Annotated in this window: 11 protein-coding genes and 1 tRNA gene; 5 read left to right on the top strand and 7 right to left on the bottom strand. The window is 66.6% G+C overall.

Annotated features, from left to right (window positions below; genetic code table 11):
• Window positions 1–26 precede the first annotated feature (26 nt).
• The 4 genes from BC358_RS12510 to BC358_RS12495 form a co-directional block, all read right to left on the bottom strand.
• Complete coding sequence (locus BC358_RS12510) at window positions 27–1,922, bottom strand: SurA N-terminal domain-containing protein (protein WP_079366077.1); 1,896 nt, start codon at window positions 1,920–1,922, stop codon at window positions 27–29.
• Between the two features lie 85 nt (window positions 1,923–2,007).
• A tRNA-Val gene (locus BC358_RS12505) sits at window positions 2,008–2,083 on the bottom strand.
• A gap of 20 nt (window positions 2,084–2,103) precedes the next feature.
• Window positions 2,104–2,376: an HU family DNA-binding protein gene (locus BC358_RS12500; protein WP_066158910.1), complete on the bottom strand. Its 273-nt coding sequence runs from the start codon at window positions 2,374–2,376 to the stop codon at window positions 2,104–2,106.
• A gap of 286 nt (window positions 2,377–2,662) precedes the next feature.
• Window positions 2,663–3,760, bottom strand: a complete 1,098-nt coding sequence (locus tag BC358_RS12495; protein ID WP_079366076.1) for a tartrate dehydrogenase — start codon at window positions 3,758–3,760, stop codon at window positions 2,663–2,665.
• A gap of 89 nt (window positions 3,761–3,849) precedes the next feature.
• On the opposite strand from BC358_RS12495, the gene BC358_RS12490 reads away from it, so the two are divergent.
• Complete coding sequence (locus BC358_RS12490) at window positions 3,850–4,833, top strand: LysR substrate-binding domain-containing protein (protein ID WP_079366075.1); 984 nt, start codon at window positions 3,850–3,852, stop codon at window positions 4,831–4,833.
• On the opposite strand, the gene BC358_RS12485 is transcribed toward BC358_RS12490, so the two are convergent.
• A complete protein-coding gene (locus BC358_RS12485) occupies window positions 4,790–5,677 on the bottom strand; it encodes a DMT family transporter (protein ID WP_066158919.1) in 888 nt (295 codons plus the stop codon). The two genes, BC358_RS12490 and BC358_RS12485, sit on opposite strands and share 44 nt — an antisense overlap.
• Window positions 5,677–6,246, bottom strand: coding sequence for a CDP-diacylglycerol--glycerol-3-phosphate 3-phosphatidyltransferase (pgsA, locus tag BC358_RS12480; RefSeq protein ID WP_079366074.1), 570 nt, complete (start codon window positions 6,244–6,246; stop codon window positions 5,677–5,679). The genes BC358_RS12485 and pgsA overlap by 1 nt, the downstream gene beginning before the upstream one ends.
• A gap of 78 nt (window positions 6,247–6,324) precedes the next feature.
• On the opposite strand from pgsA, the gene BC358_RS12475 reads away from it, so the two are divergent.
• Window positions 6,325–7,980, top strand: a complete 1,656-nt coding sequence (locus tag BC358_RS12475) for an adenylate/guanylate cyclase domain-containing protein (protein ID WP_179130071.1) — start codon at window positions 6,325–6,327, stop codon at window positions 7,978–7,980.
• Window positions 7,981–7,994: 14 nt separating this feature from the next.
• Here the strand turns inward: BC358_RS12475 and uvrC are convergent, their stop codons facing one another.
• Window positions 7,995–10,058 (bottom strand): excinuclease ABC subunit UvrC, encoded by a 2,064-nt coding sequence (gene uvrC, locus BC358_RS12470; protein ID WP_079366224.1) that lies wholly within the window; start codon window positions 10,056–10,058, stop codon window positions 7,995–7,997.
• A gap of 40 nt (window positions 10,059–10,098) precedes the next feature.
• On the opposite strand from uvrC, the gene earP reads away from it, so the two are divergent.
• From earP to BC358_RS12455, 3 genes are all read left to right on the top strand, one after another.
• Window positions 10,099–11,181 (top strand): elongation factor P maturation arginine rhamnosyltransferase EarP, encoded by a 1,083-nt coding sequence (gene earP, locus BC358_RS12465; RefSeq protein WP_256861491.1) that lies wholly within the window; start codon window positions 10,099–10,101, stop codon window positions 11,179–11,181.
• A gap of 63 nt (window positions 11,182–11,244) precedes the next feature.
• Window positions 11,245–11,799 carry an elongation factor P gene (gene efp, locus BC358_RS12460; RefSeq protein WP_079366071.1) on the top strand — a complete coding sequence of 185 codons (555 nt, stop codon included), beginning with the start codon at window positions 11,245–11,247 and terminating at the stop codon, window positions 11,797–11,799.
• Between the two features lie 66 nt (window positions 11,800–11,865).
• Window positions 11,866–12,744 carry an AEC family transporter gene (locus BC358_RS12455; protein WP_079366070.1) on the top strand — a complete coding sequence of 293 codons (879 nt, stop codon included), beginning with the start codon at window positions 11,866–11,868 and terminating at the stop codon, window positions 12,742–12,744.
• Window positions 12,745–12,764: the final 20 nt, after the last annotated feature.

Raw genomic sequence — 12,764 nt, 5'->3', positions numbered from 1 at the left:
CAAGCCTGCCATTATAGCGTGAACCTTTACTGCTTTGGCTCTGGCACCAGGATCTTGACCTTGAACCGTTGCTTGAGCAGCTCGTAGTGCGCCTGCGCCTCGGCGGCGTTCCACCACTGGGCATATTGCTGCACTTCCTGGTTCTGGGCCGAGGGCGTGGCGCGCGGCAGCACCTTCTCCACCTTCACGATTGCATAGCCCTGCTCGCCCAGGTCCACTCCGGCCCAGGACGGCAACTGTTTGGGATCGGTGCTGAGCGCCGCCCTCAGGACCTGTCCGGACACACCTTGCGGGTTGTCGCGAGAAACGACCACAGATGCAGGCAGCGCAGTGGTGTCGCTGCCCGACTTGAGTGCCTCCAGCTTGCGGGCACCCTCTTCCTTGGCCATCTGGGCGGACCGCTGGGCGATCAGGCGAGCGCGCACACTGTCGCGGACTTCGGCCAGCGGCAGCGTGCGGGCTGGCGCGTGGTTCACGACGCGCGCCGCCGTCAACTGGCCCGAGGCCGTTTCGATCGCCTCGGTGTTGCGCTTGTTCTGGACGGAGTCGGGCGCGAACAGGGCGGAGAGAAGGCGCTCGTTGGCCAGCACACCGGAGCCCGGTACCGGCTGGCGTGTCAGGCCCTTCGCGGTCTTGATCTCGAGCTTGAACTGGTCTGCCGCGGGCTTGAGGCTTTCCGCCTGCTCGTAGACCGTATTGCCGAAACCGTCCGCGCTCTCTGCGAAGCGCTTCTGCGCCTGCTGCTTCTTCAGATCGGCCTCGATCTGCGGACGCATTTCCTCGAACGTCTTCTGTTTGGGAGCCTTGATGTCGGTGAGCTGGATGATGTGGTAACCGAACTCGGTTTCCACCAGATCAGAAATCTCACCCTTCTTGAGCGAAAAGACCACGTCTTCGAACGGCTTGACCATCGCACCACGTCCGAAGAACTCCAGGTCGCCACCCTTGGCGGCAGACCCGGCGTCCTGCGAGTTGGCCTTGGCCACGGCGGCGAAGGTTTCGGGCGCCTTGCGCACCTGAGCCAGCAGGGCCTGCGCCTTGGCCTTGACCTTTTCGCGCTCCTCGGCGGGCGCGCCGGCCGCGGCATTGAGCAGGATGTGGCTGGCACGCCGCTCCTCGTCACCGGAGAGCTTGGCGACGTTCTCCTTGTAGTAGGCACGCAGGTCCTCTTCGTTGAGCGTCAGGCCCTTGGCGATCTCCGCGGCATCGAGCACGAGGTATTCGACGTCGATCTGTTCGGGCGCCTGGAACAGGGCCTGGTTGTCCTTGTAGAACTGCTCGATCTCGGCATCGGTCGGCGCCACTTTGGCCGCAAAGTCCTTGGCGGCCAGCGTCAGCACGCGCACTTCACGGCGTTCGAAAAATGCGTTGAGCGACACCTGGGCCACGGCCGATGGCGCGAACCCGGTGCCTTGCACACCACCGAGCACTTGGCGCATGGACAGGTCGGAGCGGATGCGGGCTTCGAAGCCCTCGGGCGTCAATCCCTGACGCGCCACCATCTGCGCATAGCGTTCGACATCCAGTGAGCCGTCGGGCTTGCGCAGCGCGGCGATGCCGGGGTCTTCCTGCAGCGCGCGCGCCAGGCGCTGGTCGCTGGTATAGAGGTGGTCCTTCTGCACGGCGGCGGCCAGCACGCGGTCGCGCACCAGCCGTTCCAGCGTCGCGTAGCGCGCGGCGTCGCTGTCGAGCAGTTTGGCATCGAGGTTGGGCATCTGCTCCCGCAGGCGCTGCGCCTCGTTGCGGTGCGCCTCGTCCCATTCGCTCTTGCGGATGTCGTGACCGTCCACCGTCGCCACGGCTTCACCGCGCTGGTTGAAGTCGGTGAAGCCCTGGACACCGAACAGCACGAAAGACGGAATGATCAGTATCAGCAGGAAGCCCATGAGGTACTTCTTGTGATTGCGGATGGAGTCGAACATGCCTGGAATCCTGCTACTTCAAACAAACGCCGACATCGGAATGTCGACAACAAAAAAGGCGAACCCGAGTTCGCCTTCTTGATGGTGGTGGGTGCTGACGGGGTCGAACCGCCGACCTACGCCTTGTAAGGGCGCCGCTCTACCGACTGAGCTAAGCACCCCACCGGGTACCTGGGTTTGCTCAGTTCAGAGCATCCTTGAGGGCCTTGCCCGGACGGAACTTCGGAACCTTGGCGGCCTTGATTTTAATCTCAGCGCCGGTGCGGGGATTGCGACCCTTGCGAGCGGGACGTTTGGTCACGGCGAACGAACCGAAACCCACCAGGGACACCGTGCCACCCTTCTTCAGGGTGGTGCGGATGGCGGTGATGGTGGAGTCCAGTGCGCGGGTGGCCGCAGCCTTGGAGATGTCGGCGTGCTTGGCGATGTGCTCGACGAGTTCTGTTTTGTTCACAAATAGCCCCTCTATAAGAAATAAAAGTTCGTCTCATCAGGCGAGTGCGTGATGGTTAAACACCGGCCGCCACTGCCTGCAGTTTCTGGTTGGGTCACAGGTCGCACCGGTGCGGGAAAGCCACCGCCCACGCGCGTCTTCATTAGACCCACGGGCCTGCTGCACTGTCAATACAGAGGCCATCGAAACCCCCGACGAACGCCAGAACCGCGAGATTCTATGCGGTTTGCATGGGCTCCCAGCGACACTCGCGCGACGAACACCATGCCGCGCGCCGCGTGCCGGATCACCCCGCCTGCACGCTGGCCGCGATCGCCTTGCCGAGATCGCTGGTGCTGGCCTGCCCCCCAAGGTCGCGGGTGCGCGGCGCATCGCTGCCGGGGGCCAGACAGGCTTCGATCGCCCGCATGATGGCGTCATGGGCCTCGCGATGCCCCAGGAAATCCAGCATCATCGCCCCGCACCAGATCTGCCCGATCGGGTTGGCAATGCCCTGCCCCGCGATGTCCGGCGCCGAACCATGAACGGGCTCGAACAGAGAGGGATGCTGGCGCGTGGGGTTGAGGTTGGCGCTCGGCGCGATGCCGATGGTGCCGGTGCAGGCCGGCCCCAGATCGGAGAGGATGTCGCCGAACAGGTTGCTGCCCACCACCACGTCGAAGAAGTCGGGTCGCTGCACGAAGTGCGCGGTGAGGATGTCGATGTGGAACTTGTCGACCTTCACATCCGGATACTCCTTGGCCATCGCTTCCACGCGCTCGTCCCAGTAGGGCATGGTGATGGCGATGCCGTTGGACTTGGTGGCACTGGTCAGGTGCTTCTTCGGGCGGGAGCGCGCAACCTCGAAGGCATAACGCAGCACGCGGTCCACACCGACGCGGGACATCACCGTCTCCTGCACCACGATCTCGCGCTCGGTGCCGGCGTACATGCGGCCACCGATGCTGCTGTACTCGCCCTCGGTGTTCTCGCGCACGATCACCATGTCGATCTCGCCCGGTTCGCGCGGGCTGCCATCGCGCCGCACCACCGGTGCCCGCACGCCGGGCATCAACCGGGCCGGCCGCACATTGACGTACTGGTCGAACTCGCGGCGGAACATCAGCAGCGACCCCCAGAGCGAAATGTGGTCGGGCACCTTGTCGGGCCAGCCCACCGCACCGAAGTAGATCGCATCGTGTCCGCCGATCTGCTCCTTCCAGTCGTCCGGCAGCATCTTGCCGTGGCGCTCGTAGTAGTCGCAGCTGGAGAAGTCGAAGTGGTCGAACTGCAGGCCGATGCCGAACTTCGTTGCCGCCGCTTCGAGGACGCGCAACCCCTCGGGCATGACTTCGGTACCGATGCCGTCTCCGGCGATGACAGCGATGCGATGGACTGATGACATGGAAAGCTCCTGTGGTGGCAATGTGGTGTCGAGCTTACGGCTGTTTATGACAATAATTCATTCATTCATTATTTCCATGAAAGAAAGAATTGGACCGTCCTGATCTGGAACTGGTGCTGGCCGTCCGGCGCCACGGCAGCCTTGTCACCGCCGCTCGGGCGCTGAAGGTGGCGCCCTCCGTGGTGACCAAACGACTCGCGGCACTGGAGGTCCGGCTGGGCACACGGCTGTTCCAGCGCACGACCCGCCGCGTGAGCCCGACCGCCGACGGCGACACGCTGTGCGAACGCGCGCAGGAACTGCTGCGCGCCTTTGAATCGGCCGAAGCGGAACTGCGCGAGCGCCAAGCCGAGCCGTCCGGGCCGGTCCGGCTGGCGGCCACCTTCGGCTTTGGCCGCACCTGGCTGGGGCCGGCACTGGCATCGTTCCAGTCCCTCCATCCCAAGGTGAGCGTGCAGGTGCAGTTGACGGAACAACTGCCCGACCTCACGTTGGACGGGCTGGACGGGGCAATCTGGCTTTGGAGCGCGCCGGCACAGCGCGCGGGCGAGTGGGTTGCACGGCGGCTCGCCACCAACCAGCGTGTGCTGGTCGCCGCGCCAGCCTACCTGCGCCGGCGCGGAGAACCCCGTTCGCTGGACGAGCTGTCACAGCACGACTGCCTGGTGGTGTGCGAGAACGGTGGCAGCCCCGACCTGCGCTTCGACCACTGGCGCCTTCAGCGAATCGGCGAACGCCAGTGGGTCCATACGCCGGTGCGGGGTCCGCTGTCGAGCAACTCGGGCGAGCTGGTGCGCGACTGGTGCCTGGCGGGCCACGGCATCATGCTGCGCAGCCTGTGGGACGTGGCGCCGCTGCTGGAGCGCGGCGATCTGGTGCGTGTGCTGAACGAATGGAGCATGCCCGACGCGGACGTTCACTGGATCGCACCCTACCGGGCGCAGGTGCCGCGCCGCATCCGGCTGCTGGTGGACTTCCTGGCCGAGCGCTTCCGGGACGAGCCCTGGCGCCAGCAGGCCGCCAGCCCGGTCAGCGCGAAGGACGCACCACCAGGCTCACGCCGAAAGCGGTGAGCGCGGTGCCGGCGATCGTGGTCGCCGTAATCGGTTCGGCGAACAGCACCCAGGCGATCAGCGCGGTGCAGGGTGGCACCAGGTACATCAGGCTGGTCACCGAGGCCGCCGCACCTCGCTGGATCAGCATGTACAGCAGCGAACTGCCCCCCAGCGTCAGCCCGAGCACGGACCACGCCATGGCACCCACCAGTTCGGCGTTCCAGTGCATGGTTTCGGCCTCCAGCAGCGCCAGCGGCAGCGTCACCACCAGCGCCGCCGCCAGCTGGACGGTGTTCGCGGTGCGCACGTCACAAGGCTGGACGAAGCGCTTCTGATACAGCGTGCCGGCGGTGATCGCGAACAGGGCCATCACCGCAAACGACAGGTTCAGCCAGTTGGCCGAATCGCCCGGCCCACCGGCGCCGAACTTGCGGGAGACCACCAGCACCAGGCCGGCAAAACCCAGCAGCAGGCCCAGCCACTGGCGGCGCGACACATGGTGCCCGCCCACGCTCGTGAGCCAGATCGCGGTGAGCACCGGCTGGATGCCGACGATCAGCGAGGACAGGCCGGAGCCCATGCCGGCCTTGACCGCGGCCCAGACGCCGCCCAGGTAGCCCGCATGCATGAGCACGCCGGTGACGGCCAGGTGGAGGGCCTGCCGGCGGTCGGACGGCCACTTCACCCCGGCCAGCACGATCCAGGGCAGGAAACAGAGGATGGACAGCGCATAGCGCACCGCCAGAAAGGACATCGGCGGTGCATGCGGCATGCCGTAGCGCGCGACGATGAAACCGGTGCTCCAGATCAGCACGAACACCCAGGGCATGGCCCTGAGCCACGCGTTGTCGCTGGTGCCCATCAGCGCGAGCGGGCGCGTATCTCGGGCAGCGCCTTCTGCAGGTAATACACCATGGACCACACGGTCAGCACCGCGGAAATCCAGATCAGCCAGGTGCCCCAGACATGGGTGTCGATCACGCCGAACAGCGTACCGTGGTACAGCAGAAACGGAATTGCGATCATCTGCACCGTGGTCTTGACCTTGCCGATCATGTGCACCGCCACGCTCTTGGTGGCACCGATGATGGCCATCCATTCGCGCAGCGACGAGATGGCGATTTCGCGGCCGATGATGATCAGCGCCACGAACACATCGGCCCGTTCCAGGTGCACCAGCACCAGCAGGCAGGCACAGACCAGGAACTTGTCGGCCACCGGATCAAGGAAGGCACCGAAGGCAGAGGTCTGGTTGAGCTTGCGGGCCAGATAGCCGTCGGCCCAGTCGGTGGCGGCGAACACGATGAACATCACCGTGGCGATCAGGTTCTGCTGCGCCGGGCTCACACCTTCCAGGTAGAACACGCCGATGATCAGGGGAATGGCGACGATGCGCGCCCAGGTCAGCAGGGTGGGAAGGTTGAAGAACATGGACGAGATTATGGGGGTGGTTTTGTACACTGGCCCTCCATGTCGCCCCCTCCCTCTCTCCCCGCGGCGCCTCGGAGCTTGGGCACCTTCACCCTGCGGTTCACGCTCGTGGCGGCGTTCACCGGCATCACGCTGCTGGTCAGCCTGGTCATCGGGCTGGCCACCGCCACCCTGGTGGGCGACTTCATGCGCGACGAATTCCGCCTACGCATGTCGGACCTGGTGGCCGTCGCCGCCACGCAGATCAATGTGCAGGCCCACCACCGCCTGCAGACACCGAAGGACCAGGACAGCCCGGACTACCGTGCCCTGCGCGACCACCTGCGGGAAATCAGGGACCACGGCACCCACATCCGCTTCATCTACACCACCCGCCTGCGACAGGACGGCCAGGTGGTCTTCGTGGTGGACGCCGAGGAGAAACCGGAAGATTTCAGCGCACTCGGCGACGTCTACGCCGACGTGAGCCCTGAACTGCGGGTCGCCTTGTCGGCGCCCCGGGGCACCGCCAAGGCCTTTGTCACGCAGCGCTTCTACACCGATGATTGGGGCACCTGGATGTCGGCCTACGCGCCGCTGTACCTGCCCGACGGTCGCCTTGACGCGGTGCTCGTGCTGGACATGTCGGCGGACCGCATCCTCCAGCAGGAGCGGCAATACCAGTACACCCTCTGGGGCGCCTGCGCCCTGCTCGCGCTGCTGATGATGCCGCTGGCCTACTGGATGGCCCACCGCATCCGACGCCCGCTGTCGCGGCTCGAGGGTGACATGCGCAAGGTGCGCCAGTTCGACCTGGAAAGCACGCCACCCATCCACTCACGGGTGATCGAGATCAACCGCATGGTGGAGCAACTGGAGAGCATGCGTTCCGGCCTGCGGTCGTTCCAGAAATACGTGCCGGCCGAGCTCGTGCGGCGGCTCGTCGCGCGGGGGGTGGATGCCGAGCTGGGCGGCACGCAGCAGGAGATGACCTTCTTCATGTCCGACGTCGAGGGCTTCACAACGCTCAGCGAGCGGCTTGCGCCGGACGAGCTGGTGCACCACCTCGGCGAGTACCTGACCGCGGTCTCCGGCCGCCTGCTGAGTGCCGGTGCCACCGTCGACCAGTACATCGGTGACGCGGTGCTGGCCTTCTGGAACGCGCCCGAACCCGCGGCCGACCATCCGCAACGCGCCTGCGACGCGGCCCTGGCGGTGCAGGAGGCTGTTGCCCAGCTCAATCTCGCCTGGGAGGCGCAGGGCCGCCGCGTGGCGTTCAGGACGCGGATCGGGATCAACACCGGAGAGGCCATCGTCGGCAACATCGGCTCCAACGACCGCATGAGCTACACCGTGATCGGCGACGAGGTGAACCTGGTCAGCCGGCTGGAAGCGACCAACAAGTTCTATGGCACCTCGATCCTGCTGTCCGAACACACGCAGCAGCGAGTGCGGGCGCAGTTCGTGACCCGCCTGGTGGACCAGCTGGTGGCGTATGGCAAGAGCCGGCCGATCCGGGTGTACGAGCTGCTGGGTCGCCAGGGCGCGGTGGCGCCGGAGCCGCTGGCGGTGGTGGCCGACTACGAGACCGCGTTTGCCCACTACCAGCAGCGCGACTTCGGCACGGCGATGGCCCTGCTGGAACGCCACCCCGACGACCCGCCGTCGCGGGTGCTGCTGAGCCGCTGCCGCCGCTACCTGGACCACCCACCGCTGGCGGAATGGGACGGCAGCTTTCTCTTCACCAGCAAGTAGGCCAGCTCCGCCCCTCAGTGCAGCGCCCGGTAGATGGCGTCGGCCAGCTCGGCCGAAATGCCCTCGACGGTGCTCAGTTCCTCGACGCTGGCAGCCGCCACGCCACGCACGCCACCGAAGCGCTGCAGCAGGCGTGCCCGCTTCTTGGGCCCGACGCCCGGGATGTCTTCCAGCTTGCTGCCACCGGTGCGCACCTTGGCGCGCTGCGCCCGCATGCCGGTGATGGCAAAGCGGTGCGCCTCGTCGCGGATCTGCGCCACCAGCATCAGCGCCGCCGAATCGTGGCCCAGGTACACCTTTTCGCGCCCGTCGGCGAACACCAGTTCCTCCAGCCCGACCTTGCGGCCCTCGCCTTTCTCGACGCCGACGATCAGCGACAGGTCCAGCCCCAGTTGCTGGAACACCTCGCGCGCCATGCTGACCTGGCCCTTGCCGCCATCGACCAGCACCAGGTCGGGCATGCGCGGGCCCTTGGGCGCCTCGCCCGCCACCTCGGCCGCGGGTTCCGGCGTGTCCGCCGCACCCGCCGGAACATCCACCGCCCCGGCCGTGGCCTCCGGTGCCACACCCTGCTCGGCCCGCAGCGCCTCGGCGATCTTGCCGTAGCGCCGCAGCAGCACCTGGCGCATGGCCGCGAAGTCGTCGCCGGGCGTGATGCCGTCGATGTTGTAGCGGCGGTACTGGCTGTTCTGCATCTTGTGCGCCTCGAACACCACGCAAGACGCCTGGGTCGATTCACCCGCCGTGTGCGAGATGTCGAAGCACTCGATGCGCAACTCGTCCAGGTTGTCGTCGGGCAACCCCAGCGCCTCGGCCAACGCGCGCGTGCGCGCCTGCTGAGAGCCTTCTTCGGCCAGCAGGCGCGCCAGCGCGATCTCGGCGTTCTTCTGCGCCATGTCCAGCCAGGCGCGCCGGTGTTCGCGCGGCTGGTGCACCGTGTGCACCTTGGCCCCGTTCTGCTCGGTGAGGGCCTCCATCAGCGTCCGGCTCACGGGATGGCTGGTCACCAGGGTGTGCGGCAGCGCCGCCCCGAGGTAGTGCTGCGCGATGAAGGCCTCCAACACCCGCACGTGCACCCGTTCCATCGGGTCGGTGGCCGGCGATGACTCGGCTTCGGATTCCAGCGCCTCGTCGATCTGGGTCGCGTCCTCCACATGGGCCGGAAAGTACGGCCGGTCGCCCAGGTGCCGGCCACCGCGCACCATGGCCAGGTTCACGCAGGCCCGTCCGCCCAGCACCTTCACCGCCAGCACGTCGACGTCCTTGTCCGAGAGGTTGTCCATCGCCTGCTGCTGCAGCACGCGGGACAGTGCGCTCATCTGGTTGCGGATCTCGGCCGCCTGCTCGAACTCCAGCTTCTCGGCGTGGGCCATCATGCGCGCCTGCAGCGCGTCGAGCACCTCCTGGGTCTCACCGCGCAGGAAGCGCTCGGCGTCGGCCACGTCCCGCCCGTAGGCTTCGGTGTCGATCAGGTCCACGCAGGGGCCGGTGCAGCGCTTGATCTGGTAGAGCAGGCAGGGGCGTGTGCGGTTGGCGAACACCGTGTCCTCGCAGGTGCGCAGGCGGAACACCTTCTGCAGCAGGGTGATGGTTTCCTTGACCGCCCAGGCGCTGGGGTAGGGGCCGTAGTAGCTGTGCCGCCGGTCGACCACCCCGCGGTAATAGGCCATGCGCGGGAACGCGAGCATCGGCAGCGGTTTGGTCCCGGCGGTCCGGAAGGTCTCGCGCGTGCCGGTGATCTTGAGGTAGGGGTAGCTCTTGTCGTCCCGGAACAGGATGTTGAACTTGGGGTTCAGCGTCTTGATCAGGTTGTTTTCCAGCAGCAGCGCCTCCGCCTCGGTGCGCACCACCGTGGTCTCCATGCGCACGATGCGGCTGACCATGTGGCCGATGCGGGTGCCGTCGTGGTTCTTCTGGAAGTAGCTGCTGACGCGCTTCTTCAGGTTGCGCGCCTTGCCCACATAGAGCAGCTGGTCCTGGGCATCGAAATACCGGTACACCCCCGGCAGGCCAGGCAGGGCCGCCACTTCGGCCAGCAGTTGTTCGGAGTGCGGTGCGTCGGGTGCGGGACTGGACATGGGGCCGTATTGTGAATCCGCCGCCATGGACAATCGGCGCATGCAATGGGACATCTTCTGCCGGGTCATCGACAACCTGGGCGACATCGGCGTGTGCTGGCGGTTGTGCGCGGGACTGGCGGCGCGCCAGCAGCGTGTGCGTCTGTGGATCGACGTGCCCGACGATCTGGACTGGATGGTGCCCGGCGCCCGGGAGGGTCACATCCCCGGGGTCGAAGTGATCCACTGGACGGAGCCGCTGAAGGTTGCCCACGCCGGCCCCGCCGCCGACGTCTGGATCGAGGCCTTCGGCTGCGATCCGGCGCAGGAATGCCTGGATGAGCTGGCCTTGCGCGTGCGACAGGGCGCTGCGGCGCCGGTCTGGCTGAACCTGGAATACATGAGCGCCGAGGCCTATGTCGAGCGCTGCCACCGCCTGCCCTCGCCCATCATGACCGGGCCGCTGCAGGGCCTGACCAAGTGGTTCTTCTACCCGGGCTTCACCCCCCGGACGGGGGGGCTGCTGCGCGAAACGGACCTGCCTGCGCGGCAGTCGGCCTTCGACGCGCCCGCCTGGCTGGCGTCGCAGTCGCTGCCGGTCGGCGGGCTCCCCAGGGCCAGCCTGTTCTGCTACGAGCCCCCTGCCCTGCGCGCCGTGCTCCAAGAGGCGGGTGCGCAGGCGCCCAGCGACTGGCTGGTCACCACCGGCCGCGCCGCCGACGCCGTGGCAGCCGAGCGCGGCCGGGGTCTGGACACCGGTCTGGCCCGGCTGCACACCGTGCCCCGCCTGACCCAGCACGACTACGACCACCTGCTCTGGTCCTGCGACCTGAATTTCGTGCGCGGCGAGGATTCGCTGGTGCGCGCGCTGTGGGCAGGCAAGCCCTTCGTCTGGCACATCTACCCGCAGCACGACAACGCCCACCACGCCAAGCTGGAGGCTTTCCTGGACTGGCTGGCGGCACCACCCTCGCTGCGCGATTTCCACCGCGCCTGGAACGGCGTTACGCGCCCCGGCACCGTCTGGCCGGGCTGGGACGTGGTGAACACCTGGCAGCCCTGTGCGCTGGCGGCGCGGCAGCGCCTGCAAGCCCAGCCCGACCTGATCGGCCAGCTGATCGGGTTCGTCACTGGAAAGCGTTAAAATTCAAGGCTTTGCTAGAAGCGTCGCCGCACAAGGAACCGCGGCCCAACTGTTGGAAACCCTATGAAAATCGCCCAAGAAATCCGCGCCGGCAACGTGATCATGCACGGCAAGGACCCCATGATCGTCCTGCGCACCGAGTACGCCCGCGGCGGCCGCGGCGCCGCCACCGTCCGCATGAAGCTCAAGGGCCTGCTGGGCAACATCGGCACCGAAGTTGTCTTCAAGGCCGACGACAAGATGGACCAGATCATTCTGGACAAGAAGGAGTGCACCTACTCCTACTTCGCCGACCCGATGTACGTCTGCATGGACACCGAGTACAACCAGTACGAAGTCGAAGCCGAGAACATGGGCGACGCCCTGAACTACCTGGAAGACGGCATGGCCGTTGAAGTGGTGTTCTACGAAGGCAAGGCCATCTCCGTCGAACTGCCCACCAGCATCGTGCGCGAGATCACCTGGACCGAACCCGCCGTCAAGGGCGACACGTCCGGCAAGGTGCTCAAGCCCGCCAAGATCGCCACCGGCTTCGAAATCGCTGTGCCGCTGTTCGTGGAACAGGGCGACAAGATCGAAATCGACACCCGCACCGGCGAATACCGCAAGCGTGTCTGATCCGGTCCCCGCTCCACAGAAAGGCTCCCGCAAGGGAGCCTTTTTTGTTGTTGCTACCCTTGCACCATGGACCTTCTCTCCCGCATCGCCGACGTCATCATCCCGGTCTTCCTGATCGTGGCCATCGGCTACGGCTACGCGCGCCGCAAGGTGCCGGACCTGTCCACCTTCAACCGCATCGCGCTGGACGTGCTGGCGCCGGTGCTGGTGTATTCGGCTCTGGCAGCCAAGGACTTCCACCTGGCCGATCATGTGCCGCTGCTGATCGGCGGCACGGTGCTGATCCTGGGCAGCGGCCTGCTGGCCTGGCCGCTGGCGCGCTGGTTCGGTGCACAGCCGCGCACCCTGGTGCCGGTGGTGATGTTCAACAACTGCGGCAACATGGGCCTGCCGCTGGCCCTGCTGGCCTTTGGCCCGGCGCACTTCGGTGCGGCGGTCGCGCTGTTCTCGGTCAGCAACCTGTTCCACTTTTCGATCGGCGCGCGCATCACCAGCGCCTCGGCCCGCACGCGCGACCTGCTGACCAGCCCGCTGATGATCGCCACCGTGCTCGGGTTCGCCAGCGCGCTCACCGACCTCCGTCCGCCCGACGTGCTGCTGGGGGGCCTGAGGCTGCTGGGCGATGCGATGCTGCCCATGATGCTGTTTGCCCTGGGCGTGCGACTGACCTCGCTCACCCGTTCCGGTCTGGCACTGGGTCTGCTGGGTGCACTGGCCAGACCCCTGCTCGGCCTGGCCATCGGCATCCCTCTTGCTTGGGCCCTGGGACTGGAGGGCGCGGCGCGCGGACAGCTGCTGCTGTTTGCCGCCCTGCCCCCGGCCGTGATGCAGTTCATGCTGGCCGAGCGCTACCACCAGGAGCCCGACAAGGTCGCCGCCATGATCATGCTGGGCAACGCCCTGGCAGTGGTCTTCGTGCCGCTGGCCCTGGCCATCGGGCTCTGATCCGTTTTTGTCTGTCACCG

It is taken from the genome of Hydrogenophaga sp. H7 (assembly GCF_002025745.1).
GTDB classification, from domain to species: domain Bacteria; phylum Pseudomonadota; class Gammaproteobacteria; order Burkholderiales; family Burkholderiaceae_C; genus Hydrogenophaga; species Hydrogenophaga pseudoflava.
This window is presented reverse-complemented; position numbering and strand designations above follow the sequence as displayed.

Bases quoted from the DNA above. Each gene is read 5' to 3' on its own strand.
- BC358_RS12510 (WP_079366077.1), bottom strand. From the start codon at position 1,922: ATGTTCGACTCCATCCGCAATCACAAGAAGTACCTCATGGGCTTCCTG.
- BC358_RS12495 (WP_079366076.1), bottom strand. From the start codon at position 3,760: ATGTCATCAGTCCATCGCATCGCTGTCATCGCCGGAGACGGCATCGGT.
- earP (WP_256861491.1), top strand. From the start codon at position 10,099: ATGCAATGGGACATCTTCTGCCGGGTCATCGACAACCTGGGCGACATC.
- uvrC (WP_079366224.1), bottom strand. From the start codon at position 10,058: ATGTCCAGTCCCGCACCCGACGCACCGCACTCCGAACAACTGCTGGCC.
- BC358_RS12455 (WP_079366070.1), top strand. From the start codon at position 11,866: ATGGACCTTCTCTCCCGCATCGCCGACGTCATCATCCCGGTCTTCCTG.
- BC358_RS12485 (WP_066158919.1), bottom strand. From the start codon at position 5,677: ATGGGCACCAGCGACAACGCGTGGCTCAGGGCCATGCCCTGGGTGTTC.
- pgsA (WP_079366074.1), bottom strand. From the start codon at position 6,246: ATGTTCTTCAACCTTCCCACCCTGCTGACCTGGGCGCGCATCGTCGCC.
- efp (WP_079366071.1), top strand. From the start codon at position 11,245: ATGAAAATCGCCCAAGAAATCCGCGCCGGCAACGTGATCATGCACGGC.